Raw genomic sequence first — 25355 nt, 5'->3', positions numbered from 1 at the left:
GCCTATGATCCTTTGCTGTTCGAGGTCGACGCCATCCCCTTCCCGGCCGCCGGGCGCGAGCAGGAAACGCTGGATCGGTTCGAGGCCGTTAGCCGCGACCGGCGCGCAGCCGCGCTGATCGTCGAGCCGCTGGTGCTTGGCGCCGGCGGCATGCTGATGTATCCGGCCTGGGTTCTTGCCGAATTGAAGAGGATCGCCGAAGCCTCCGGCACGCTGCTGATCGCCGATGAAGTGATGACCGGCTGGGGGCGCACCGGAACCATGTTTGCCTGCGAACAGGCGTCCGTCTCGCCGGACATCTTGTGCACGTCGAAAGGTCTGACCGGTGGTACCATCCCGCTGGCCGCCACGATCGCCACCGATGCCATCTTCCACGCTCACTTTTCGGAGGATCGCAAGAAGACGTTTTTCCATTCGAGCTCCTACACCGCCAATCCGATCGCCTGCGCGGCAGCACTTGCCAATGTCGAGATCTGGCGTGACGAGCCGGTGGCCGAGCGGATCGCGGTCTTGAGCGCGAGGCAGGCCGCCGGGCTGCAACGCTTCCGGGGCAATCCATATTTCACCGACTGCCGGACAACCGGCACCATCGCGGCACTCGACCTACGCACCGGCTCAGCCGGTTATCTGGCCGAGATCGGGCCAAAACTGCGCGCTTTTTTCCTTGAGCGCGGCCTGTTGGTGCGCCCGCTCGGCAATGTCCTCTATCTTCTGCCGCCCTATTGCATCACCAGCGACGAATTGGGCGGGCTCTATGACGCGATAGAGGAGGCCGGCGAACGCTTCGGCTCGCGGCCATGAACCTATCGTCGCGCGTTCTCGGCTTCGGCCATCATGCGCCGGCGCGCAAGGTCGAGAACCCGGAAATCGAAGACCGGCTCGGGCTTGAGCCCGGCTGGATCGAGCGGCGCACCGGAATTCGCTCGCGCTTCTGGGCAACAGACGAAGACACGCTGTCGGGCCTTGCCGCCTCTGCCGGCGACATGGCGCTGACCAATGCCGGTATCGACCGCGGCGACGTCGGTCTACTCTTGCTCGCCACGTCGACGCCCGATCACCTTCTGCCGCCAAGCGCGCCGCTGGTCGCACATCGGCTGGGGCTAGGCCGCGCCGGAGCGATCGACCTGACCGGCGCCTGCGCCGGCTTCATCTATGCGCTGATGTTCGCCGACGGGTTCACCCGCCTGCACGGCAAAGCGAGCCTTGTCATCGCCGCCAACATCCTCAGCCACCGCATCAATTTGGCCGAGCGCGCCAGCGCCGTGCTGTTTGCCGATGCCGCCGGCGCCATGGTGATCAGTCCTTGCGATGACCCGGATCGAGGCATTCTCGGCGCTTCGGTGGATTCCGACGGCTCGCGCTACGGGCTAATCCAGATTCCCGCCGGGGGAAGCAACACTCCGTTCCATGCCGACCTCGACCTCGCGCAGACACGGATGACGATCACTGACGGCCGTGAAGTATTCAGCAAGGCCGTGGAGATGATGACCGCCTGCTCGAGAGATGCGCTCACTGCTGCCCGACTGAGGCCGCAAGACCTCAATCGTTTCGTGCCGCATCAGGCCAATGCGCGCATTTTCGACGCGGTCGGCAGGAACCTCGGCATCGCTGATCACTCGATCGTCAAGACGATCGCCGAATATGGCAACTCTTCCGCCGCGACGATCCCGCTCTCATTGTCGCTGGCCCATCGGGCGCAGCCGTTTCGGCCTGGCGAGAAAGTCCTCTTGGCGGCAGCGGGTGCGGGTCTCAGCGGCGGCGCGCTTGTGGTGGGAATTTAGCAAAGCAATGCTTGCGCACAGGACTGCTCATGAATGAGACTATGAGAATGGCTCAATACGTAAATAGTCGCCGGCAAGCTCCATAGAGCTGGGTTCCGTGCGGTGCTCCGCGATGTCTAAGTATCGACCCGCTTGCTCAAATCGCAGCGCTCATCGAAGGCCAGCAATACCTCATGCAGAGCGAAAATCCTCAACCGCCCGTTTCAAAGACGCTCGCCCCATTTCGAAACAAGGTGTTTCGCTCAATTTGGGCGGCCACCCAGATTTCGAGCCTCGGTTGGCTAGTGCAAACGGTCGCCATCAGTTGGCTTATGGCAACGATTTCAGCGTCCGACCTCATGGTGGCACTCGTCCAGGCCGCATCCACATTGCCGGTGTTCTTCCTCTCAGTTTTCGCCGGAGCCATTGCCGACAACTTCAGCCGCCGGTGGGTGATGTTTGCGGGACACTGCCTGATAGCATCGGCGTCGACGACGCTGATGATTTCTGTGGGTCTGGGATTTGTCAGTCCTTGGCTGATTCTCGGGTTAGGTTTCCTGGCCGGCTGCGGCTTTGCCTTGAATGATCCGGCTTGGCACGCTTCGGTCGGCGATATCCTTCACAAACGCGACATTCCGGCCGCAGTGACGCTTATGTCCGTCGGATACAACATTGTGCGCAGCGTTGGTCCGGCCTTGGGGGGCGTGATCCTGGCCGTCTTTGGGCCGCTGGCCGCTTTCGCCTTGGCTGCGGTGAGTGATCTGGCGCCCATAAGCGCGATATGGCGCACCAAATGGGAGGTCCGCTCTTCGCCTCTCCCTCGTGAGAGAATGACGACGGCAATTCATGACGGAGTGCGCTTTACGGCGATGTCTTTGGAGATCAGGGCAGCGACCGCCCGAGCCGCTCTTTTCGGATTGGCAAGCATCTCCATTCTGGCGTTGCTCCCCCTCGTGGTCCGGGATCAGTTGAAGAGTGGGCCAATTGTCTACGGTATCTTATTGGCCGGCTTCGGCATGGGTGCTTTCATCGCGGGCATGGGCAACGGCTTCTTGAGGAAGGTCACGTCTCAAAACAGGCTGGTGGCCTTCGCCTCTGTGGCTTGTGCAGTCTGTTGCCTCTCCCTTGCCCTTACATCGTCGGTTCCTGTGGCGGCCATTTCGCTGGCGCTCGGCGGAGCGGGTTGGCTTATCACCTGGACGGGCATTGACGTGTCGGTGCAGTTGGCAAGCCCAAGGTGGGTTGTAGGCCGCACGCTCTCCATTTACTACGCCTTGAGCGCAGGCGGTATGGCTGCTGGCAGCTGGATCTGGGGTTCTGTCGCGCAAAATTATTCCTTGACCTCAGCATTGGAGGGCGCCGCAGGCGCTCTGTTGCTGGTTGCAGCAGCGGGGATCGTGTTGCCGGTCCGTCCCTGGGAAGAAACCGACCAAGAAAGTTCAGTTTTTCATCCGCCGGACGTGGCTCTCGATCTGAAACCCAGAAGTGGCCCTATCGTGGCCAAGGTCGAGTATTTGATATCGGAGGAAAATATCGAGGCCTTTCTGGGCTCCATGCGCACGCGGCGACACGTCCAGAGCCGTGCCGGTGCACGAAACTGGACGCTCCAGCGAAATCTGCAAACACCGTCACTTTGGACGGAGACATTCCGCACCCCCACCTGGATGGACTTTCTCCGCCTAAATCATCGACTCACCGCAGCAGATAAGGAAGTCGCCCAGCATCTCCTGTCACTGCATGAAGGAGAGGTGCCTCCGCAGACAGTGCTTTCGATTGAACGGACGACCGAGGCAATTCGTACCCGTACCTCGACAATCTTTTCTCGTCCTCCAAGATGACGCCATCAAGCTGCTGTCCAGGGACAGGGTGGATCACCGGTGCTTTGCAGAGCACAGCCTCACACCGAGAGCAGCGTGCTCCGGGTTGTGCGCTTTCGCGCGCACCCAGGCGAGATGATGGTGAACGCGGCGTCAAGTGGAAGTCCCCTGCATACGCTTGCGGAGTCTTCTGCGAGAGCCCATGCCGACGAGCGCCAAACAAGGTCTGATGCCTTTCGGCGTCGTGGCCTCAACTCATCGATTCGCGAGAAAAGCATCGAATGCAGCAGCAACGGCGCGAACAACAAAGCGGTGCTCCGGCCGCACGCGGATGAAGCCGTTTTCGACGTCCAGGATCCCCTCCTCAGCCAGCGTCACCAAACTCTCAACTGAATCGAGAAAACGAGCTGGTTCGATTTCGTGGGCGGCACAGATGGTCGGCACGTCGGCCTCCAAATCGCACATCAGTCGCTCGATGATCGCTGCGCGCACCCGGTCATCGTCGGTCAGACGGTGGCCCTTTGATGTCGCCAGACGTCCACTTGCGATGTGCCGGGCGTAAGAATCCCGTGTTACTTCGTTCTGAACATACCCCTCGCGGACTCGGCCAATAGCCGACGCGCCGAAGCCGATCACGGTTTTGCAAGTATCGGCCGAGTATCCCAGCGAATTACGCCGTAGGCGCCCGGTCTTCTGCGCTAGCGCAAGTTCGTCGTCCGGCGGAGCGAAATGATCGAGCCCGATCTCCCGGTAGCCAGCGCCAACCAGTGTCTCGGCGACAGCTGCAGCCTGTTCGGCGCGAAGATCACCGTCCGGTAGACCTGCCTGCTCGATTAGGCGCTGATCCTTTATCACGGAAGGAATATGCGCGTATCCGAACACCGCAAGCCGGTTGGGGCGCATGGCGACCGCAGCCATCGCGGTCTGGATGCAGGACTGCACAGTCTGTTTCGATAGACCGAAGATGAGGTCGGAGTTGATATGGCCAACGCCATGCCGGCGGAGATTTTCGACTGCAGCGGCCGTCTGCACCTTACTCTGGATCCGATTGATCGCCTTTGCACATCGGGATCAAAGCTCTGCACGCCGATGCTCGCGCGGTTGACACCGTTAGCTGCCAGGGCTTCGGCCATTTCCGGTGTGAACGTTCGGGGATCGATCTCCACGGCGATCGCAGCAGTTTTGCTGAAAGCGAAGTGGCGGCGTAGAAATTCCATCAGCGCCAAGTGCTCGGCTGGCCCGATAAGGTGAGGCGTTCCGCGCCGAAATGCACATCGCTCACCGGCAGCCTTGCCGCACTTGCTCCGACACCAAACTGATCTCCTGACGCAGCACCGCTAAATAATTAAGGATCGGGCCGTTGCGACGGATGACCGCGGTAGGGAAGCCGCAATACCAGCACATGGATCGGCAAAACGGAATGTGGAAATAGAGCGACACCGATTCGTGGGCCGGGAGGCCCCCCAGCCATTCCTCATAATCGTCAGCACCAACTGCCGCAGAGAAGTCTGGCACAGTCGGATAGATGGTATACCAAGGCGGCCGGGGGTCCCGGTACTTTGTCAGGATTGAGGTGTGCAAGGAGCTGTCATCCCACGTCGCTGATCCATCATTCTTTCGTTGCGCGCTCGTCCTGGTCTCTGACCTAAGTCAGTGCGTCCCGCTTATGTCGCAGTCTCGTTTGGACAGGATGGGGTCAACCACGCCGGGGAGCGCGCGTGCCATGGTTGCGCCTGAGGTGATGGTGCGGTGCCGCATTCAACGTCTGAGTACGTGACGCCAGTGCAGTGTGCTTGAGGCGTCTGCGGAAGAACTTTGCAATGCGAAATTCATGTCCGACGCAACGGACCTGTCAAGCCTCGTTCAGACGCCATCCAGGTCCAGCCAGCGGCCTTCCCTGCCGGCCGAAAAACCATACCGGCTTTAGCCACCGAGACGCTCTAAAGCTGACGTCGGCTCATTTGATGAAAGGAGGACGCCGCTAGGGGGTGCACAAGGTTCCCCGGCTTGACGTCGCTTCGAGCGAAGAGCGGCGGTGTGGCTTGTCGTCAAGCGCCGGGCAGCGTGCCCCCTACCGATATCCCGAAAAGATCGACCAAGATGGCCATGCCGACGCCACACGCGGTCTGGATGAGGCCGACCATGAAAATGCGATTGGCGCGTTCGTAGATGGGGCGCCGCAAGGAACTCATGTCGAGCAGCATGGACAGCGCTCTCATCTGCAGTGCGATGCCGAGCAGGATCGGCACTACGGCGAACAGATCGTAGAGTTGCCATGGCAAGGGGTTCGCGGCCCAATGAGTGAGGAAGCCGAGCGAAAAGGCAAGCAGGATACCCACGGCAGTGATTGTGCCGTTGCGGAAAATGGTCTCGATCGGTTCTTCCTTCGGATCGTGCTCGTCCAAGCGGCTTCCTTTCGTTGCTCTTTCCGTCGAGACTAAGTTCTCGAGAATGCTGTTCATCGCCAATTACTCGAGGCGAGCCGTAGGCAGCCGTTTCAGGGTGCGCTCCCTCTCGCTTCCGGCCGCGAAATGTACCTGCACGGCGAACTTACAGCGGCGAAAAGGTGCTGCGGCCACCATGCGACGCCTCGGACGTGCACGCCCTCTGTTCCTGGCGCAGCCCTTGCGGAGCGTACGCGCAGTGATCCTTCTCGGTAGCGCATGGCGCGGCCTGCGTTGCGGTCAGACGGGAAGCCGTCGCTGTTAACGAGACTGTCACATATCGAACATGGCGAACCGTGTCGCACATTGCTTTTCGCAGTGACCCTCAAAAAAAGTGATTCCAGCGAGACGAAGGCGCGTCGGCCCGATTTTGGTGTCGGCCGCATCTACGCTTCAGGTTGGCATGTCGCTTGCTGCTCTATTTCGGAGAGCTGCAGCGGTCCGACCGGAGTGTTTCACATGTAAACGATAATGAATCTCCTAGCAAAAAACACTATTATAAGTACATGTGGCTTTTACGCTGGCTCACCTCTCGTGTCAAGCGCTTTGGCGTCCACATATTGGAGACAACACGCACAAAATTTAGAGGAAAAGCTTGCTCTTTCGCCTCTATCCTTTTTATTCCTTCATGGAGATCTAGACATGTACATCAAGAGTCCTCTTCTGGGCTTAACTGCTCTGATGACCGTTTCCGTCGGTCGAGCAGCTGGCGCCGAGCGGGAACCGGCCGAGTACATCAAGATCTGCGACGTCCTCGGCTCGGGATATTCCTATATTCCCAACACCGAGACCTGCCTGCGCATCGGCGGCTATGTCCGTTACGATATCGGCCTGGGTGACGTCCGATCGTATGACAGCGCAAGAACCTCGGACGTGAGAACTGGCGAGGACCAAGGCACTTGGCGAAACAGCACACGCTTCACGTTCAAAACTTGGACCGGCCAGCAGACCGAGCTCGGCGCGTTGACGACCTATACCGAAACCCAGGTGAATTTTGGCAACAGCGCTAACTCGCATGACAGTCCTCAGAACTATGATTTCAACAGCGGCCTCGCACTGGCTTCTGCCTGGGTCGAGCTGGGAGGCCTGCGAGTTGGCAAGGAGGGGTCGGCCTTCGATACGTTTGCAAGCTACGCTGGCGACGTTCTCGATAGTATGCTCGTTCCGTCGGCCGGCTTCGACACCAACGTGGCTCAGTACCACTTCGACGCCGGCAACGGCATTTCGACTGTGATTTCGCTCGAACAAGGATCGGGCTCAGCCGGCACTATCGACAGCTATATTCCGCACGTTGTCGCCGGCTTGAAATACACGCAAGGCTGGGGCTCGATCACCGGCGTCGCGGCTTATGACAGCAATTACGAAGCTTTTGCCGGCAAGATCCGCGTCGACGTCGCTGTCACAAACCAGCTGTCGCTGTTTGGACTCTTCGGCTACGGTTCCAATGCCAGTCTCAACGAGGACTCAAACGGCGCAATTGCCAATCATGGGCGCGGCTCGTACAAAATCTGGAACGGCCAGTGGGCTTTCTGGGCGGGCGCCACCTACGAGTTTGACGAGAAAACTTCGTTCAACCTTCAGGTCTCGGGTGATCAGCTCAAGGATTCTGGTGTGGCTGCAAACGTCGCCTACATGGTCGTTGCGGGCTTCACGGTCACAGCCGAGGTCGATTACGACCACTACGGCAACTCTGGCCTCGGCCCTGCCGAGCCTACCGCCGTCAAGGGCACGAGCAAGCCGAACAGCGTCGGCGGCATTCTCCGCTTACAAGGCTCATTTTGAAATCTCTCCAGTCGCGAGCATGGCAAAGGCACTTGCCTCGACAACGCACGCATGGAGAGCTTCTTTCGCCATCTTGAAGTCTGCATCAACCGTCCACGGCCCATCGTACCAACTTGAAACTGAAAGGGATGAGCCCTGTGTACTACAGCCTAGCCCTTGACCTGCCCGATGAACCGGCCAGGGGCCGTCAGTTCAAATTCGGGGCCGTTTAGAGGGCAGTGTGAGGCCGTGTTAGGTAAGCGCCACTGCAATGTCGAGGCCGCGACACGCCTGTCGCTTTGGACGGCTGGAATTGCCCTTCGCGGCGCCATTCATTCTCTCAACATTTACGTGATAATGCACGCTGAGTCCGAGCCGCGTGGCAGCACCCATCCTAGGTCACTATCGGGTGGCCTTAAACCTGAACAGCTCCATCGTCGCGGCTGCTGCGGAAGCAGGAGCTATCACAGGGACCCGCACTGGTGCTTGTCAGCCGCTGAGCCGCTACTTCGTCTTAGGAAGAGCATTGTCCTTGCCAAAAGCCGGCCAGTATTTCGAGATTGCCAGTGTGGCGCCGGCTGAAGAGAAATGACCATAGTCGAAATATATAAACTCTCCTCTATCGGAATAGGCGCAGCGTCCTGCGCTGCACAGGAATTTCAGCGGATCGATGAATGTGGCGCCTTTGGTAAATGAGCGCACACGTTCGTTGATGTCGGGGTCCATCGCGATCGGCCAGGACGTATCGTCCAGATTTTGGCGCTTGGCGAAGAACGCAATTTTCCGGACGTCAGTTGGGAACTGCGGAGACTGGCCGATGACAAACACGCGCACGCCCAGGGCACGAAGCGTAGCGATTGTTTGCTGAAGACCGTCGAAACCTCTGACCTCATAGTCACTCCATCTACCGCTGAGGATAACCGTCTTGATGTCCGCTTCCAAGATGACGTCCAAGGCCTTGCGATTGAACCGGACACAATCAAGACGATCGTAAGGGTAGTAATAGAGTATCGGCGCGCAGCTGGCGTACGTATATTCAACGATGTTCGCCTGCAATCGATTTATGTTAGCACCCAAGCCGGAAACATAGTGCGCGGCGAAGGAGTCGCCCCACAAAAAAACCGTTGTTGGAAAACCGCTGGTGCGCGTGCAATCCTCCATATTCCAGCTTTCGATCCGGCTGGTGCCCTCGTTGAAACAGATGCCATTCCTCCAGTCCCCGACGGAAATGCGCCGCTGGACATAGTCCGGAAACCGTTGCGGAAAGCCGTTGCCGAGCGCCCCCGCCGCTCCGCCGGCACAAAGGACAACGATCGCGAGCGCTGAAAAGGCGAAGATAGGCCCCGGGGAGGTGAAGGCCCTCTTCTGTCGAAACGGCTGCTCTACAAACTTCCAGGAGAATGCAGCCAATGCGAGGCTTGCCACCAACATCGCACCGGTCATCAACGGATCGAGTTTTTGGAACGAAAGATAGTGCGCGAACGCATCGAGAGGCCAGTGAACAAGATACAACGAATACGAGATGAGCCCAATCCAGACCAGCGGCCGGACTTCGAGCATGCGGGTTGCGACCGTCGAGGGGGTATTTTGGCCAACATAGATCAGAAGGGCCGTTCCGATGCATGGATACAAGGCGTTGTAGCCTGGGAACGGATCACTCGCCGAAATCGCGAAGAACCCGATGGCGAGAAGGCCAAATCCGGCCACCCCCACCGACTCCATCAGGAATCGGTTGCCCAGCGGCGAGGGGCATTTGAGCATGAGCAGGGCGCCCAACATGAGTTCCCAGATTCGGGTCGGCAGCAGATAGAATCCGGCGGTGGGTGCCAGCGATGTCGCCATCACCGCCACTACGAAGCTGCAGAGAATTATCGGAAGAAGTGTCGTCAGCCAGCGCTTCCCGATGTAGCGATAGATTAGGAACATCAGGATTGGTGCGAAGATGTAGTACTGCTCCGCTACGGAAAGCGGCCAGGTGTGCAACAGTGGTAGAAGCGCGGCATCGATAGAGAAGTAACTTGACGTTTTCCAGAAGAAAACGTTCGACCAGAAGGTCGAGGTAGCTATGATGCTAAGACTGAATCCGCGCAGATCCGGTGGCAGAAGAATGAACAATGCCGCAATGCAGGTGAGAAGCATCACAAAGACGAGCGCCGGCAGAATGCGCCGGGCACGGCGCCAGTAGAAGTTGACGATGGAAAATTGGCCGCGTTCAAGGTCATCCAGGAGGCTTCCGCTGGTTAGGTAGCCGGAGATGACGAAGAAGATATCGACCCCGCTAAAGCCACCCGGGATCGCCGAAATTCCGAAATGAGAGAGTACGACCGGAAGTACAGCAACGGCCCTAAGGCCCTCGATATAGCGCCTATATTGCATCCAGCGGTTCCTTTTATTTTAGATCAGGACGCGATTGGAAGCTTTCAATCTCCGGTAGGAGTGCTGCCGAGATAAGGGCGGTATCAGCCACCTTTATCCGTCCCGAATGTTCTGTAAGTTGCAACTGGTACAGAAGCACGATCGCCATCGCCGGCCTTGACGGCCTGATTGTCGAGCAGATCGCGCGGATCGTTGACCATCACGGCCAGGTTATATCCTGTCGAACAACCAAGCGGCTGTTTGAAGGATTCTTCATTGGGTAAGGCACCATATGAGGGACAGACCGGCGGACGGGCGTGATAGACAATCGCCTCAATTCGCACTGAGCCGGCGTCGTGTTGATCGCGCAATTGAATGTTGTCTTCTTCGATTGCCAACTGCCTGGCCTGATGGGCTACCCCTGCGCTGAGCTGGGGCGAACCGCTGATGAGGAGGTGGATGGCATCGAACCGGCCGCGACTGGCCTTGTCTAGGAAAACACGCAAACGCTGCCGTTCGGAAGCGCGCAGGCTTTGCAACGTCAGGACGGTGGTCTCCTCTCGGACAAGCATTGGTGCCGATGGTTCGACATCAACTGGCGTAGTGCTTGTGCAGCCACTTACGCTTGGTGCCAGAGCGACAAAGAGGATTATAAAACGCAACATCTTTGGATGACACTATTCGATGATGAAGCCGAGACCGCCCTGGGCGCTTGGCGCGCCCGCACGGATAGCAGCGCGGTCTCGCGGGGGACTTGTCACGGAATTCGTCGGAGCGCCCCCTCCGTTCAAAGCCGGTGCCGCCCGCTCGGTCGGTGCGCTCATCTGGTTTGGGTTGGAGCCTGGTCTTACAATGTAAGGCGTAACTAGAATGACCAGTTCTGACTCCTCTTTTTGAAACGAGGTCGAGCGAAAAAGCGGTCCCAGGATCGGCAGTTCTCCGAGCCAGGGAAAGGCCCTGACATCATTGTTGACGTTCCGCCTGATTAGACCGCCGATTGCGAAGCTCTGGCCGCTGGCGAGTTCGACGACCGTATCGGCTCGGCGGGTGGAAACTGCCGGCACGGAAATTCCGTTGATTTGCACGGCACCTTGCGTCGACAGTTCACTGACTTCGGGCGTTACGTGAATGTTGATTTGATTGTTGCTGAGAACTGTCGGCACAAATTCCAGACTGACGCCGAAGTGACGGAATTCAACCGATACCTGCCTGTTTTCCTGCAGGACAGGAATGGGAAATTCGCCGCCCGCGAGAAAGCTGGCCTTTTCACCCGACATAGCGGTGAGGTTCGGCTCAGCCAGGACGGAAGCTATATGCTCCTTGGCGAGCGCGTCGAGAACCGCGCTGACGTTGACGGCACCGTTGTCGAATCCGATTTCTGCTGTACCGCCACCCTGGGTTGAACCAGACCCAGCGCTTGCAGCGCTTCCGCTTAGAACGCCCACTTTGAAATTGCCGATTTGACCGAAGGCGGACAAGTTGACGCCGAGTGACTTCATGGCGCTGCGTGAGACTTCGGCTACGCGCACGCTGAGGTTAACTTGCAGGGATCCAGCGACCTTGATGTTGTTGACGACTTGCGCTCCGTCGCCCAGATATTGCTCAGTGACTCTTTTTGCGGTGTCGGCGACCTCTGCGTCGGGCGCCGTCCCGCTAAGGATTGCGCCGCGCGGCGTATAGTTGACGCGGATGGGATAGTCGCCGACCTGCTCCCGCAACATGGCGCGTAAATCCCCGATCGGTTGCGTGACAACGATACGCAATTCGGCGAGAGGCTCGCCATTGCCATCCAAGGCGAATAGGCTGGTCCGCCCCGATTTCTTGCCAAAGACGAAGATTGTTTTGCTCGATGGCGCCTGAAAATCCGCGATCGTGGGGTCAGCAACAAAGATGGTCGTGGCTGGCGCGGGCAGATGAACGGTCTCCCCGAGCGAAGAGGAAAGGGTCAGCGTGGCGTTGATGCTATTCGAAGCCGCATGCGGCGGGCCTTTGTCCTGCTTGTTTTGCGCCGCGACACTAAGTGGGAAAGTCACAATAAGCGCGCAGAGGAGATGGCCCAGGTAACGGGGCACTGCAGGTCTTGTAACCTTGTTGGCGATCGCCCGCCAATTGAGCGCAGGGCAAGGATGTTGAAGGATCAGCAAAATAGATCTTCTTTCGATTCGACAAACTATGCGGACGAGGCGTCAGTCAATTCTAGGATGTAACCAATGCCTCGGATGGTCTTGATCCGTGGCGTTGCACCTGATCTGGTCAGATGTCCCCGTAAACGATAAATTCCGACTTCAAGCGCGTTGGCAGACACGTCGTCGTTGAATGAATAGAGGTGATCTTCCAATTGCGCACGGGGCACGATGCGGCCTGCCCGGTTAAGCAGGTGCTCTAGAATACAGAGTTCGCGACGTGCGATCATCATTGGGTGTCCATCAACGAAAACCTGGCGGGCGACCGGATCAAAGTCGAGATTGCCAAATACGAGCCTCAGGTCGGTCATCTGTGTCGCCCGGCGCAGAATGGCTCTCATTCTGGCAATAAGCTCATCGGTAGAGATGGGTTTGAGCAGAAAGTCGTCCGCACCACCGTTGAAGATCGCAATTCGCTTATCGAGATCGTTAAGGCTGCTCATAATGACGGCAGGAACTGAATGCCCGTGGGTCCTCAACTGCCTCAGCCAACCCAAGCCATCGCCATCTGGCAGAGCCAATTCCAGCAGGAGAATTTCATAGCTGGCGCAAGAAAATGCACTCGAAGCCAGTTCCAGAGTACCAACGACATCGACGACGAAGCCGCCATCCCCGAGCGCAAGTCGCATGGCGCGCGCAAGATCCGCATGATGATCCACGAGCAGCGTTCGCATTTCATCTCCTCTCGAAGAGGGACGGCCCATCGAACGCGTCACCGGCGGCCATCTGATCGGAGCACACGGCGCGCAACTCGTCGCAGCTCTCGGAACTGGTCCGAGTCGGAGGGACATGCAAGTCGCTCGGTGGCAATAGGCGCGGGTGAGGACCAACTGACGGGCTCAAATACGCCGGTCGGCGAACCCACGAGGCCAGCAACCCGCGTGCGATTTCTCGTTGCATCATCTCTCCTACGTGCAGCCCCTGCGCTCGCAAGGCAGCGTCGCGGCTCAGAGCCCGATTCCCACAGAGGGTAGGGTTAGCTTTCGAGAAACTGATTGAACAAATCGATTATTTGGATCGAATGCATCCACGGTATGGATGCAGCGCACCATCTTCAACGACTGCGGCGTCCTGATGCACTGTTGTGTCTGTCGTGCTCTGCTTTTTTCGCTGTCCTTCAAGGCTGGCGAGCCTGGTGGAACCTGCGCGTCATTGGCTTGGTAGCTTGAATGCTCAACAACGGAGCGCCCTGCGCAAAGCCGCTCTCATTTCCAAAAAGCCTTGCAATCTGGTTGGAGCACTTCGCGCTCGACACCAAAATAGGCGAGGAAAACTGACGTCTGACAGGGATGTACATGCAACAGCCGATTTGCGGCACCAGCAAACGACCGCGTTCAGGCTGAAGATCGACGACCAACGGCTCCTCGATTTCCGCACCGACCGCTTTTACAAGCTCTTCCTGTGCGGGCGGATGCCGGCAAACAGCAGCACAGGGTCAGCGAAACCGGGAGCGGGCCTGCTTGATCGCCATGATCACATTGCCGCTGTCGCGCGTGCGGAGCGGAATGCAATCGGTCCAGCCGGCGGCAATCCGGTCAGCACCATCGTCTGCACGAAGCTCCCTGACGAAGACGTGCCCGAATGCGCTCAACAAAGCCGGGCGGCGGATCTTTCCAATCGCCGAAGGTGCGGGCTGGCACCGAGCGGCGAACTGCGAACTCATTCCTGCCCGGCGGCGCTGGCCGCCGCGAGCGTCGATGCGGACCCAGCCGCTCCGAATCCTCCCACAACACGATGAGCGCGTCGCGGACATCGCTGCCGTAACAGCGGCTGCGGCTCTTGCCCGCAGACGGCCTCTGCTCACGACGGTTCATAAGACGGATCGCGCGCTTGCGAATAATAGCCGGTTACCGCCTCGAACTCATCCAGAATGCGCCGCTTGTCAACGCCGCAATAAAGCTCCACGATCGCCGCTTCACCGTGTCGCCATGCTGAGCCGCGCCATCCTTCCCCCGAACCGGAATGGCACGACCTGTCCATCCCCTTTGGAACAGGACACTATTGGTAACATTTTGCTTGAGGCAATGCGGCTCGTTGCCTTCCTTTTCGCTGACCGGAAGGGTACCGGAAGTCGTCTATCGCATCTTACCCGCTGAAAGCGGCAACACCTCGACCTCAATCGCAGATCATAGGAAATAGACGATCGCGTCGGGGCCTCAGCATCGGTTCACCGGGTTTCCGTCATCGACTGAAGCGAATTGCCCCATCGACCGTCACCGGGTGGGCCGCGATACGTCGCCGTGTATGATTAGCGAGCGCACGTAGCGTAGCCATAGCTCTCCACCCAGCCATGTTCCCCTAGTTGGAAAATGTCCGGCGGACCAGAGGTGCTGTCGTCAGCTTTTCCTGAATAGCGGCCAAGGCAATCCCTACCAGTCCATCACCACCTTGCCGGAACTGCCGCTCTTCATCGCATCGAAACCGATCTGAAAATCGTCGATGCCGATGCGGTGGGTGATCAGGCCGGAGACATCCAGCGGACCCTGCACAAGCGCGATCATCTTGTACCAGGTTTCGAACATCTCGCGGCCGTAGATGCCTTTGAGATGCAGCATCTTGAAGATGACCTTGTTCCAGTCGATCTCGAAGCCGGTCGGCGCGATGCCCAGAATGGCGATCTTGCCGCCATTGTTCATGGTGTCGATCATGTCGCGGAAAGCGGGGGCGGCGCCCGACATTTCGAGCCCGACGTCGAACCCCTCGGTCATGCCGAGCACCGGCATGACGTCGCGCAGCTTTTCCTTCGAGGCGTCAACGACATGCTGGACGCCGAGTTTCTTGGCTAGCGCCAGCCGCACCGGGTTGATGTCGGTGATCACCACTTTGCGCGCGCCGACGCATTGCGCGACGAGCGCGCCCATGATGCCGATCGGCCCGGCGCCGGTGACCAGCACATCCTCGCCGACCAGATCAAATGACAATGCGGTGTGAACGGCATTGCCCAGCGGATCGGAGATCGCGGCGATCTCGTCGGGCACATCATCGGGGATCGGCACGACATTGTGCTGCGGAATCGCCAGATACTCGCCGAAGGCGCCAGGACGGTTGACGCCGACGCCGAGCGTGTTGCGGCACAGATGCCCTCGCCCGGCGCGACAGTTGCGGCAATGGCCGCAGACGATGTGGCCTTCGCCCGATACACGCTGGCCGACCTTGTATTCGGTGACCGCTGCGCCGAAATCGGCAACGGTGCCGACGAATTCATGGCCCGTCACCATCGGCACCGGCACCGTCTTCTGCGCCCACTGGTCCCAATTGTAGATGTGCACGTCGGTGCCGCAGATCGCCGTCTTCTTGATCTTGATCAGCACGTCGTTGGGGCCGATCTCCGGCACCGGCACCTCTTCCATCCAGATGCCTGGTTCGGCCTTGGCCTTCACCAGCGCCTTCATCATGTTCGACATGCTTTTGTCCCTTGAATCTCTTGATCCGGAATCGCTTTTCGATTCCAGCCTTTCAGGAAATGACCCCGAGTTCGCGCCCGACGGCGGCAAACGCTTCCACTGCCCGATCGATATCCGCGCTGGAATGCGCCGCCGACATCTGCGTGCGGATGCGCGCCTGGCCTTTCGGCACCACCGGGAAGGAAAAGCCGATGACATAAATGCCGCGCTTCAGCATGCGCGCCGCCATCTCCTGCGCCAGGCTGGCATCACCCAGCATCACCGGTATGATCGGATGATCGGCTCCGGCCAGCGTGAAGCCGAGCTTGCCCATCTGCGACCGGAAGCGCGCTGCATTGTCGTAGAGTTTGTCGCGCAGCCCATCGCCGTCCTTGATCAGTTCGAACACCTTGATCGAAGCGCCGGCGATCGCCGGCATCAGCGTGTTGGAGAAGAGATACGGCCGTGAGCGCTGGCGCAGCCAGTCGACCATCTGGCCTTTGCCCGAGGTGTAGCCACCGGAGGCCCCGCCAAGCGCCTTGCCGAGCGTGCCGGTGATGATGTCGACCCTGCCCTCGACGCCGCAATGTTCGGCCGAGCCGCGGCCATTCCGGCCGACGAAGCCGACGGCATGACTGTCGTCGACCATCACCATGGCGTCGTATTTCTCGGCGAGGTCGCAGACACCCCTGAGATTGGCGATGATGCCATCCATCGAAAACACGCCGTCGGTGGCAATCAACCGGAAGCGGCAGTCCCGGGCTTCCTTCAGGCGCGCCTCGAGATCGGCCATGTCGTTGTTGGCGTAGCGGAAACGTTTGGTCTTCGACAGCCGCACGCCATCGATGATCGAGGCATGATTCAAGGCATCCGAGATAATGGCGTCTTCCTCGCCCAGCAGCGTCTCGAACAGGCCGCCATTGGCATCGAAACAGGAGCCGTAGAGGATAGTGTCTTCCATGCCGAGGAAAGAGGAGATCGTGGATTCGAGCTGCTTGTGCTCTTCCTGGGTGCCGCAGATAAAGCGCACCGATGCCATGCCGTAGCCATAGCGGTCGAGCGCCTGCTTGGCAGCATTGCGCAAATCGGCGCTATCGGCGAGGCCGAGATAGTTGTTGGCACAGAAATTCAGCACCTTGTCGCCGCCAACCTCGATCTCGGCCGACTGCGTTGAAGTGATCACCCGCTCCGACTTGTAGAGGCCTGCCGATTTGAGCCCCGCGAGCTCGCTGTCGATGTGGGAGAGGAATGCTGCGGTCATGGTCGGCCTCGTTTGATGTGGGCTGACTGTCGTCTCGTCCGCGTGAAAAATCCATCGCAAAAACGACCGGATCGGTGGCAAGCAGCACGATGCCGCCCCGATGTCGATCATCATGCGGCGGCGGAAACGACGCCGCGACAAGGGTTCTGGCCGATGACCGCTCAAATGCCGGTACGGCGCTAAACGAGCCGATAACCATTTCGCGATCTTTCGACAGCCGCCCCTCGCCGGGCAGCCGTCGATTTCCGGTCCTGTTAACGTTTGCAGTTCAATGGTGCTCATACAAGAATCTTTAGGCAAGAATCCGTAGGCGAGAGGGCCGCCCCCGAAAATGTCGCAGCAGCCGGTGCAAACCGTTTCAGGCAAGCTCATACTGCTGATCAAGGCCGGCTATTGGCTGGCCCTGCTGATCATTGCGGCCATGGTGATCGCCTCCTTCATCCTGCTGCAGCAGATGATGGCCACCCAACAGCACAATCACACCTTGCTCGACATCGTCAGCACACAAAAGACGCTGTCGCAGCGCATCGTCTTCCTTGCCGGTGCAACGGGCGCCGGCTCACGCGACAAGCAACCGGCGCTGGTCAGCGCGCTCAAGCAGGCAACGGCGGAGTTCGAGACGAACTACGACCTGCTGCTCGATCAGACGGGAGCCGATCCGCAATCGCCGGCCAAGCTTGACCCGAAGTCGATCGAAAGCGTCCTTTTCGCCAAGCCCTTCCACCTCGACTATTTCTCGGTCGGGCTGATCGCCAATGGCGACCGCCTGATCTCGGCCTATGAATCGCAATTCAGCGGCAATGGCGGTTACAAAGGCGGTGACGAACGCGTCAATCTCGACGCCTCCGTCGCCAATGCGACCTTGTCGGGCTACGCCGCGCTTGGCCAGCGCATCACTGCCGACGCCGACGACCGCTCCGAGAAGCTGCTCGCTCTCCACCGCACGCTGTTCTATGCCACAATCGGCGTCATCATACTGGTGGCGCTCTTCATCTTCAGGCCGATGTCGAACGCCATCCTGCGCAAGACGCATGAACTGATCGACGCGCGCAATTCCATGGCCTTCATCGCGGTGCATGACGGCCTTACCGGCCTGCACAACCGCACGTTCCTGACCGATCATTTCGACACGCTGATCAAGGGCACGCACCGGCGTCGCGAACGCCTTGCCGTCGTCCAGCTCGATCTCGACCGATTCAAGCAGATCAACGATACGCTCGGCCACGCCGCCGGCGACTATGTGCTGGTCGTCACGGCACAGCGCATGCGCGACTCCTGCCGGGCGTCGGATCTGTGCGTGCGCCTGGGCGGCGACGAGTTCGTCATGATCCTCGGCGGCGCCGGCGGCACCGAAGACATCAATATGCTGGCGCGACGCATCCTGGCACATATCAACGAGCCGATCGTCTTCCAGGGCACGACCATTCTCCCAGGCGCCAGCGCCGGCATCGCGGTCTATCCGATCGACGCCGACAATGCCGGGGATTTGCTGGTCCACGCCGATCTTGCGCTTTACTCCGCCAAGAAGCTTGGCGGAGGCAACTTCTCCTTCTTTTCCGAGGAGCTGCGCCGCGAACTCGACTATCGCAAGCAGCTCGAGCACGACATCAAGGTTGCCATCGCCGAGCGGGCGTTCCAGGTCTATTTCCAGCCGCAGGTCTCACTGACCCACGGCACGATCAGCGGCATCGAGGCGCTGGTGCGCTGGAACCATGCGGAGCGCGGCATGATCCCGCCCGGCGAGTTCATTCCGGTCGCCGAGAAATGCGGCTTCATGCCCGAGATCGGCCGCATCGTCATCACCAAGGCGATCAACGAGGCGGCCGAATGGAATCGCGCCGGCATTGCCTTCGGACGGCTTGCCGTCAATGTTTCCGGCACCGAGCTGCGCGAACACGATTTCGATGCGTTCTTGTTCGAGACGCTGGAAAAGGCCGGGCTGCCGCCGCAGAAACTGTCGCTGGAAATCGTCGAATCCGTCATCCTCGATGACGAAAAGACGGGTATCGCGGCCAAGCTGCGGCACATCCGGGCAGCCGGCGTCCATCTCGAACTCGATGATTTCGGCACCGGCTATGCTTCGCTCAGCCATGTCAACCCGAACGAGATCGACCGGCTGAAGATCGATCGCCGCTTCGTCCAGAACATCCATGAGAATGGCGACAACTCGAAGATCGTCCGCGCCATCACCGAGCTGGCGCGTGGCCTTGGCATCTCGATCGTCGCAGAGGGCGCCGAAACCGAGGCCGAGCTCAATTCGCTGATGGCGATCGGCTGCGACCAGGTGCAGGGCTACTCCATCGCCTTCCCGATGCCGCACGACAAGGCGCTGGAATGGCTGACCGCCCGCATGCCCAAGAAGGCCAAGCTGACGGTGCTGCAAGGAAGCCTGGCATAGGTTTGCCTTTTTGTTTGCGCATGTCGTTATCCCAAAACCGCTGCGCACTTTTGGGCGACATGCACCGGCTCGCCTTGACAAGCCGTTGTGGACATGGCGGCCTTGTCGTGATCGCAACCGGATATCGGGGCTGATGACACCGTTTCGGTTTGTGCTGGCGGCGGTTTTGATTTTTGCGGTTCCCGCCCAAGGGGCCGATCGCATAATATATCTTACCTTCGACGATGGGCCGCTGAACGGCACAAGCAACATCCTCGATGTGCTGGAAGCCGAGCAGGTTCCTGCAACCCTATTCATGGTCGGCATGCACGCACAGGCTAGCGCCGCCAACAGAGCGCTCGTCCAGCGCGCCAGGCAGCTTCCTCTGGTGACGCTCGGCAACCACAGCTACAGCCATGCCTACAATCACTACCGGCATTTCTACGGCGACACCGAAGGTGTCGTCGCCGACATGGTAAGGGCAAACGCGGTGCTCGGGTTGAAGCCCGTGGTGCATGCAAGGCTACCGGGGCGCGACGTGTTCAGGCTGCCCTCCATGTCGAAAAACGACACCTCGCTTGGGCTCGCCCAGGAGGGGCGTGAAGAGCCCGACTACGAGTTTGTCGCGGCCTCAGGCTTCTATCTCTACGGCTGGGACCATGAATGGGTGCACAAGGACAACGGCGAGCCGGTGCAGAGCGTCGATCATCTGGTCAGCGAGATCGATCACCTGTTCGGCTATGGCCGCTTCGTCAAGCCCGGCAAGCTGATCCTGCTGATGCATGACGAAATGTTCCAGAACGGTTTCGACGGCAAGACGAAGCTGACCAATTTGATCACCGCGCTGAAGCTGCGCCGTTACAGCTTTGGGGCAATCCAGGGCTATGACGACTGAGCCGGCAAGGACGGCCAGTTCTCAGCGGATTGCGCATCGCGGGATCAGCAAGGTGTCAAAGCACCTCGACTGATTCGCCGCGTAACTTGTGGCGACGCAATTTGATGTATGTGCGTAAATTTGGCGTAATCTGAAAGCCAATCAGCTTCGTCTCCTGGAGGGGAGCAGCCCACGCCATCGTCTCGTAGCGGGCACCGTAACCTTCGATGGTGACGGCAAGATTTTCGCGGCCCAGATACCTCGCCAGAGTGGCACAGGCAGCAACCCTCGATCGTATGGACTGACCGTATTTGGGCGCAAACGCCAATCCTCCGTCCGCCAGGTCATCCACCTCATGGGCAAGCACTAGGAACAAGATGTCCTCGTCGCCGGCCGGCACACCGGCATCCACAAGGCGCTCGGGGTCTCCGGTATCGAATTTCAGTCCGACCAGGCGGGCGACAAGACCTTCAACCCGGGGACCGATTGTTTGCTCCAGCCATCTGCGGTGTGCATCGGTGCGCCTGCTGGACTTTCCGTCCGGATAGTGGCCGCTGTCGTAGGCAGCGTGAAACATCGCGGCCAAGACAAGATCGACGCTTTTATCGAAATGCGCGGCCGATGACGCAGCCCCCACCGCATGGCAGATGAACGGCCGTCCTGTCTTGCGGTAGCGGCCGTTGAACATCGCGCAACACACACGATACGCCTTTTGCACCCGGGCGATATCGGCAACCGAATATCCATTCTCGTATAGCTGCATGTAGAGCGCCGTATTGGTCTGGCGCGGAACGAACGGATCTTTCTTGGTCAACTTGTCCCCCCGGACTTTGTTAGGTTTTCGTCAGCTTTTCTCGGCAGAAGACGCACTGCTTCGCGATTTCCCTGCAGACTTGCAGTAGAATGAAACTGATCCCAAGCGTTTGGATCACCCTAGATCGTTACAAGTACGACAGGGAAAGTCCAGTCTAGGGGCTCTTGCAGGAAGCTTCGGCCGCGCGCCACCGATCCTGGCGATAGCTAATTTCAGATCCGCAAGCCGAACCTGATGCCGTCATAGATGGCGGCGTGGATGTTGCGCGAGGCGACCGCGTCGCCAATGCGGAACAGAACAAAGCCGCCTTCTGGATTGCGCTTGGGAAAGATGTCGCCACCACTCACCAGCCGCTCGTAGTCGACCGCGCCGCCATTCTTCGACAGCGGCTTCAGCGCGAGGTAGAGATCGTCGAGCGGCAGCGTACCGTGCTCGACCACCACCTGGTCGACCCTGCGCTCGCCGCGCCAGCCATCGGCGAAATCCGAAGCCAGCTCTGCGATCAGCTGGTTGCCCTCACGCCGCACCGAACGCAGCCGCGTGTTGATGGTGATGGTGACGCCCTTTTCCTGGAAGGCCCTGATATAGGGCACATGGTTCATGCCGCCCATTTCCGGGGCAAAGAAACGCTCCGGCGATACAAGCTCGAGTTTCGAGCCGGCATTGGCGATCAGTTCGGCGGCGCCCATGCCCTGATGGCCGCCATTGTCGTCATAGAGCAGCACATTTTCGGCCGGCTTGACGCTGCCGGCCATGATGTCCCAACTCGAGGTGACAAGGTTGTCGCCTGATGTCAGCGGCGGGTTCTGCGGCAGGCCGCCGGTAGCGACCACCACCACATCGGGCGACAGCGCCAGGACATCGTCTTTTTCCGCCCAGGTGTCGTAGCGGATCTCGACGCCGAGCCGGTCGAGTTCGGCCAGCCGCCAGTCGATGATGCCGATCAGTTCCTTGCGGCGCGGGTTCTGCGTCGCCAATCGCACCTGGCCGCCGGCCTGGCTCGATGCTTCAAGCACCATCACCTTGTGGCCGCGCTCAGCCGCGACCCGCGCAATCTCCAGTCCGCCGGCGCCGGCTCCGACGACCACGATTTTCTGCTTCGGTCCTTCGGTCTTGACGATGATATGCGGGATTTCGGCCTCGCGGCCGGTCGCGGCATTGTGGACGCAAAGCGCTTCACCGCCCTCATAGATGCGGTCGAGGCAATAGGTGGCGCCCACACAGGGGCGGATCTCATGCTCGCGCCCCTCCATCACCTTTTTGATGATGTGCGGATCAGCGATATGGGCGCGGGTCATGCCGACCATGTCGAGCTTGCCGGTGGCGATGGCGTGGCGTGCAGTGGCCACGTCGGATATGCGCGCCGCGTGAAAGGTCGGGAATTTCGTCGCCGCCCTCACCTCTCCGGCGAAATCGAGATGCGGCGAAGAACGCATGCCGGTTACCGGGATGACCTTGGTCAGCGCCGCATCGCTCTCGATCGAGCCACGGATGATGTTGAGGAAATCGACCTTGCCGGAGCCCGCCAGCCGCCTGGCGATTTCGATCCCCTCCGCCTTCGACAGGCCTTTTTCGAAATCTTCGTCGGCGACCATGCGGATGCCGACGACGAATTTGTCGCCGACAGCTGCCCGCACGGCATCGAGCACCATGTTGGTGAAGCGCAGGCGATTGTCCAGCGAGCCGCCGAATTCGTCGTCGCGATGATTGGTGGCTGGCGACCAGAAGCCGTCCATCAGATGGCCGTAGGATTCGAACTCGATGCCGTCGAGGCCGGCGGCCTCGCAGCGCTGGGCGGCCGAAGCATAGTCGGCCACGATGCGCTCAATGTCCCAGTCCTCGATCGTCTTCGGGAATGCGCGATGCGCCGGCTCACGTACCGGCGAGGCCGAGAGCACCGGCAGCCAGTCGGCCTTGTTCCAGCCGGTACGGCGGCCGAGATGGGTGATCTGGATCATCACCTTGCAGTCGTGCTCGTGGCAGGCGTCAGCGAGCTCGGCGAGCCACGGCACGATCCTGTCGTCATAGACATGCAGATTGCCGAAAGCGGCCGGGCTATCGCGAGAGACGATCGCCGAGCCGGCGGTCATGGTCAGCGCCATGCCGCCCTTGGCCTTCTCGGCATGGTAGAGCCGGTATCGCTGTTTCGGCATGCCGTCCTCGGAATAGGCCGGCTCATGGCTGGTCGACATGACCCGGTTCTTCAGCGTCAGGTGTTTGAGTTGGTAGGGCTGGAGAAGCGGATCGTTGCTGGTCATCGTCTTCCTGCGGTTTCAAATTGTGCTAATGAGCGGCAAAATTCGTTTTCAAGCATGTCGTCCCGCACGCACTCCGGAAGCATGCGACAAGGATTGCGCCCATGATCGACACCAAAACCCTCACCCAACTCGGCGCGCACGTCGAGACGCCACAAAGCCCCGAAGCAGCGGTCCTGGAGACCGTACCGTTTTCGCGCGGTGACGGACCGCCGGCGATCGTGCGCTTCACCTGCCCGGAATTCACCTCGCTGTGCCCAGTCACCGGCCAGCCGGACTTCGCCCATATCGTCATCGACTACGCACCCGATGCGGCTTTGGTGGAATCGAAGTCGCTCAAGCTGTTCATGACCTCGTTCCGCAACCATGGCGCCTTCCATGAAGACTGCACCGTCATGATCGGCCGCCGCATCGTGGCGGCAACCAAGCCGCTGTGGTTGCGCATAGGCGGCTATTGGTATCCACGCGGCGGCATTCCGATCGATGTGTTCTGGCAGACAGGCGCTCCGCCGGAAGGCGCCTGGCTGCCCGACACCGGGGTTGCGCCCTATCGCGGACGAGGTTGAGCGAACGTCAACCATGGATGGCACCCGTCCGGCAGAGCTTTGTTGCAAGAAAGGAAAAGATAGCATCGCTGTAGCGCAGTTGGTCGTAGCGCAGCAGATCGACATGGCCTGCGCCCCCAAACCAGACGAGTTGTGAACCAGCGGCAGCATTCTGCAGCGCCAGCACCTGTCCATGATCGATGAAAGGGTCGGTGCTGCCTGCAAGCAGCATCAGCGGCTTGCCGATAGCAGCAAGATGGTCGACCGGCTTGACATCATCGGCGCTCAACCCGAGACGAAGCGGCATCTGTGCCAAAAGGACATCGGCTTGGAAACCGCGCCAGAAGTGGAAAGGCATTCGCCACGCTGTAGTTTCGCGCAAGGTTGCGTAGAGCTGCTCCAGCACATAAGCATCGGCAGGCGCTTGCGGTGCGGCAAAGACAAGTGCGGCGGCGCCAAGCGACGAGCCGATGGCGCCAAGCTTCTGGCCTGAAAAGCGTTGCCGAGCAAAGGTAATAATACGGGAGGCGTCCGGGCCTTCCGAATACCCGAAGCCCTGAACGGCGCCGCCGCTCTCTCCATGACCGGAGAGGTCGAACAAGACAACGGAATAGCCAGCGTCGAACAAGAGCTTCGCCTTTTGAACCAAGGCCAGCCTGTTGGCGCCGCGCCCATGTAGCAGCACAATCGCACCGCAACTGCCCTTTCGATCGGCTACCCAGCCGACAAGCTCGGGCGCATCGGCCTGGTCGAGTACGACGCGCTCGACGGAGAAGTCGCCAGGCGCTGCCAGAGCTTGCCGCGGCTGGCGAGCGACCAGTATCGTGCCGATGTGCCAGTCGAACACGCCCCCGGCAACGCCGAGTCCGACCAGCACGATGGCTAGCGAAAAGCAAAGCTTCATCGCCGGTTCATTCGCACTGATACTGGCTGAGTGCCCATTCGCCGGTCACCGACAATAGGTCCGATATCTTCCAGTCGCCGTCGACCCTCTTGAATTTCCATTCCAGCCGGTGCGGGTTGCCCGATATGACGAAGGCGACGATGACCTTGGCCTGGTCGCCGTTGATCGCCTCGAGCGTCTTCAGGCTCTTGTCGATCTCGGCCTTGTCGTAATCGGCATTGTCGAGCGCCATGTTGGGGTCGAGGCACTCGCCCTGCCCGGATTTGCGCAACGCGTCGCTCTTGTCGAGCACGGTTTTGGCCGGGTCGATGAAATGGCTTCGCTCGGCCGGATCGATCTCCAGCCCGACCTGATCGTAAAACGGCCGCACCACGGCGGTCGGCGAGCCCGGCTGGATCGGTGCGGCGGGCGCCGCTTCGGCTGGCGACCATCCCACCGGCGGCGTGGCCGGTTCCGCCGCTCCGCCCGGCGCATTTGCGGGCGGTGCCCCGCTGTCGCGCGGCTGGGTGCCGGCCGGGGCGTTTGCCGGCGGCGCACCCAACAAGCCTTGCGCGGCGGCGCCGCTCAGAGCCGCCAGCAGGCACACACCCGACAGCGTCAGGAACCGGCGATGGGCCATCGC

General features: G+C 60.0%; 18 protein-coding genes and 2 pseudogenes. 7 read left to right on the top strand and 13 right to left on the bottom strand.

The window, feature by feature from the left end:
• The 3 genes from EOB59_RS15130 to EOB59_RS15120 all read left to right on the top strand — a co-directional run.
• Positions 1-801 (top strand): aminotransferase class III-fold pyridoxal phosphate-dependent enzyme (locus tag EOB59_RS15130; RefSeq protein ID WP_128288687.1); only part of this gene is annotated, 801 nt, incomplete at its 5' end.
• Entirely contained in the window at positions 798-1781 is a 984-nt protein-coding gene (locus EOB59_RS15125; RefSeq protein WP_024505575.1) for a beta-ketoacyl-ACP synthase III, read from the top strand. The genes EOB59_RS15130 and EOB59_RS15125, both read left to right, overlap by 4 nt.
• 173 nt (positions 1782-1954) lie before the next feature.
• Positions 1955-3598, top strand: a complete 1644-nt coding sequence (locus EOB59_RS15120; protein ID WP_024505576.1) for an MFS transporter — start codon at positions 1955-1957, stop codon at positions 3596-3598.
• Positions 3599-3832: 234 nt separating this feature from the next.
• On the opposite strand, the pseudogene hemN reads toward EOB59_RS15120, so the two are convergent.
• A pseudogene (hemN, locus tag EOB59_RS15115) lies at positions 3833-5158 on the bottom strand (oxygen-independent coproporphyrinogen III oxidase).
• 467 nt (positions 5159-5625) lie between these two features.
• On the bottom strand, positions 5626-5982 hold the full coding sequence (locus EOB59_RS15110) for a hypothetical protein (RefSeq protein WP_024505577.1): 357 nt from the start codon (positions 5980-5982) through the stop codon (positions 5626-5628).
• 681 nt (positions 5983-6663) lie between these two features.
• On the opposite strand from EOB59_RS15110, the gene EOB59_RS15105 reads away from it, so the two are divergent.
• Positions 6664-7803, top strand: a complete 1140-nt coding sequence (locus tag EOB59_RS15105; RefSeq protein ID WP_128288686.1) for a porin — start codon at positions 6664-6666, stop codon at positions 7801-7803.
• 483 nt (positions 7804-8286) lie between these two features.
• Here EOB59_RS15105 and EOB59_RS15100 read toward each other — a convergent pair whose 3' ends face one another.
• The 7 genes and pseudogenes from EOB59_RS15100 to EOB59_RS15070 all read right to left on the bottom strand — a co-directional run bounded on the left by EOB59_RS15100 (position 8287) and on the right by EOB59_RS15070 (position 16964).
• Positions 8287-10158 carry an acyltransferase family protein gene (locus EOB59_RS15100; protein ID WP_128288685.1) on the bottom strand — a complete coding sequence of 624 codons (1872 nt, stop codon included), beginning with the start codon at positions 10156-10158 and terminating at the stop codon, positions 8287-8289.
• 83 nt (positions 10159-10241) lie between these two features.
• Entirely contained in the window at positions 10242-10802 is a 561-nt protein-coding gene (locus tag EOB59_RS15095; RefSeq protein WP_128288684.1) for a CpaD family pilus assembly lipoprotein, read from the bottom strand.
• A 12-nt stretch (positions 10803-10814) separates the two neighbouring features.
• Positions 10815-12236, bottom strand: a complete 1422-nt coding sequence (locus tag EOB59_RS15090; RefSeq protein ID WP_245486636.1) for a type II and III secretion system protein family protein — start codon at positions 12234-12236, stop codon at positions 10815-10817.
• A gap of 71 nt (positions 12237-12307) precedes the next feature.
• Positions 12308-12994: a response regulator transcription factor gene (locus tag EOB59_RS15085; RefSeq protein ID WP_024505585.1), complete on the bottom strand. Its 687-nt coding sequence runs from the start codon at positions 12992-12994 to the stop codon at positions 12308-12310.
• Between the two features lie 812 nt (positions 12995-13806).
• Positions 13807-13975: pseudogene (locus EOB59_RS36315) on the bottom strand (transposase); the annotation flags it as partial.
• 714 nt (positions 13976-14689) lie between these two features.
• Positions 14690-15724 carry an L-threonine 3-dehydrogenase gene (gene tdh, locus EOB59_RS15075; protein WP_128288683.1) on the bottom strand — a complete coding sequence of 345 codons (1035 nt, stop codon included), beginning with the start codon at positions 15722-15724 and terminating at the stop codon, positions 14690-14692.
• A gap of 52 nt (positions 15725-15776) precedes the next feature.
• Positions 15777-16964 (bottom strand): glycine C-acetyltransferase, encoded by a 1188-nt coding sequence (locus tag EOB59_RS15070; RefSeq protein WP_128288682.1) that lies wholly within the window; start codon positions 16962-16964, stop codon positions 15777-15779.
• Positions 16965-17295: 331 nt separating this feature from the next.
• Between EOB59_RS15070 and EOB59_RS15065 the strand changes: the two genes are divergently transcribed.
• Positions 17296-19362: an EAL domain-containing protein gene (locus EOB59_RS15065; protein WP_127330657.1), complete on the top strand. Its 2067-nt coding sequence runs from the start codon at positions 17296-17298 to the stop codon at positions 19360-19362.
• A 133-nt stretch (positions 19363-19495) separates the two neighbouring features.
• Positions 19496-20236 (top strand): polysaccharide deacetylase family protein, encoded by a 741-nt coding sequence (locus EOB59_RS15060; protein ID WP_127399265.1) that lies wholly within the window; start codon positions 19496-19498, stop codon positions 20234-20236.
• A 55-nt stretch (positions 20237-20291) separates the two neighbouring features.
• Here EOB59_RS15060 and EOB59_RS15055 read toward each other — a convergent pair whose 3' ends face one another.
• Together EOB59_RS15055 and EOB59_RS15050 are read right to left on the bottom strand one after the other, a co-directional pair.
• Complete coding sequence (locus tag EOB59_RS15055) at positions 20292-21029, bottom strand: hypothetical protein (RefSeq protein ID WP_127270107.1); 738 nt, start codon at positions 21027-21029, stop codon at positions 20292-20294.
• Between the two features lie 212 nt (positions 21030-21241).
• Positions 21242-23287: an NADH:flavin oxidoreductase gene (locus EOB59_RS15050; protein WP_127810750.1), complete on the bottom strand. Its 2046-nt coding sequence runs from the start codon at positions 23285-23287 to the stop codon at positions 21242-21244.
• Positions 23288-23388: 101 nt separating this feature from the next.
• Here EOB59_RS15050 and queF point away from each other — a divergent pair, with 101 nt between their 5' ends.
• On the top strand, positions 23389-23850 hold the full coding sequence (queF, locus tag EOB59_RS15045; RefSeq protein ID WP_010915503.1) for a preQ(1) synthase: 462 nt from the start codon (positions 23389-23391) through the stop codon (positions 23848-23850).
• 7 nt (positions 23851-23857) lie between these two features.
• Here queF and EOB59_RS15040 read toward each other — a convergent pair whose 3' ends face one another.
• Positions 23858-24733: an alpha/beta fold hydrolase gene (locus EOB59_RS15040; RefSeq protein ID WP_128288681.1), complete on the bottom strand. Its 876-nt coding sequence runs from the start codon at positions 24731-24733 to the stop codon at positions 23858-23860.
• A gap of 7 nt (positions 24734-24740) precedes the next feature.
• Entirely contained in the window at positions 24741-25352 is a 612-nt protein-coding gene (locus tag EOB59_RS15035) for a hypothetical protein (RefSeq protein ID WP_128288680.1), read from the bottom strand.
• Between the last annotated feature and the right edge of the window lie 3 nt (positions 25353-25355).

The sequence above is a fragment of the Mesorhizobium sp. M7A.F.Ca.MR.176.00.0.0 genome (assembly GCF_004023165.1).
Classification (GTDB): domain Bacteria; phylum Pseudomonadota; class Alphaproteobacteria; order Rhizobiales; family Rhizobiaceae; genus Mesorhizobium.
Note: the sequence above shows the minus strand (reverse complement) of the source record. Positions and strands in the feature narration are given on the sequence as shown.